The sequence below is a fragment of the Mesorhizobium sp. M1A.F.Ca.IN.022.07.1.1 genome (assembly GCF_003997575.1).
In the GTDB taxonomy this organism is placed as follows: domain Bacteria; phylum Pseudomonadota; class Alphaproteobacteria; order Rhizobiales; family Rhizobiaceae; genus Mesorhizobium.
Genome location: NZ_RZST01000703.1, coordinates 1 through 703, shown reverse-complemented (window position 1 = coordinate 703; position 703 = coordinate 1). Strand labels below are relative to the sequence as shown.

General features: G+C 67.6%; 1 protein-coding gene. It reads right to left on the bottom strand.

Features of this window, described 5'->3' with window-relative positions:
* Positions 1-703 (bottom strand): MFS transporter (locus tag EOA75_RS33500; protein ID WP_127326186.1); only part of this gene is annotated, 703 nt, incomplete at both ends.

Sequence of the window (703 nt, the reverse complement as noted above, 5' to 3'; positions counted from 1 at the left end):
CGGTTCTGCCGATGCGGTCCGACAGATAGCCGCCCAAAAGGCAGCCAATGATGCCGGAGGCGACGACGAAGAAGGTCGAAAGCGAGGCGGCAGCGGCCGATCCGATCGCCTGCGCCTCGAATGCCGAGCGCGTATAGGCAAGCAGCCACGCCCACATGGCGTAGAGTTCCCACATATGGCCGAGATAGCCGAGATTGGCCAGGAGCAGCGGCCGCTCGCGAAACACCTGCCCGATGCGCGATGGCTCGAACACCGCCTTGCCGAAAGGATAGGGCCCCTCCCTTGCGAACAAGAGAAACAGGAGCGCGCCGACCGTCGTTGCTAGACTGGCGGCCGCGACCACCGGCCGCCAGTCGAGCGCGGTCAGGACAGCGCGAAAAAGATGCGGCAGCGCCGAGCCGATGGTGAGCGCGCCTATGACTGCGCCGAGCGCCAGCCCCCGGTCGCGCGTGAACCAGGTGGCGACGAGCTTCAGCGCCGGCGGATAGACGCCGGCAAGTGCTGCGCCGGTGACAATACGCGCGGCGATCACGCCGCCCGGCCCGAGATGAAACAGCAGGCTCGCATTGGCGAGCGCGGCGACAAAAGCGGCGGCCGCCATCAGCCGGCTGAGCCGCACCAAATCGGGAAGGTTGACCAGGCTCGCCCCCAGCGCACCGATCACGAAGCCGACCTGAACGCCGTTGGTCAGCCAGGCCTCCCC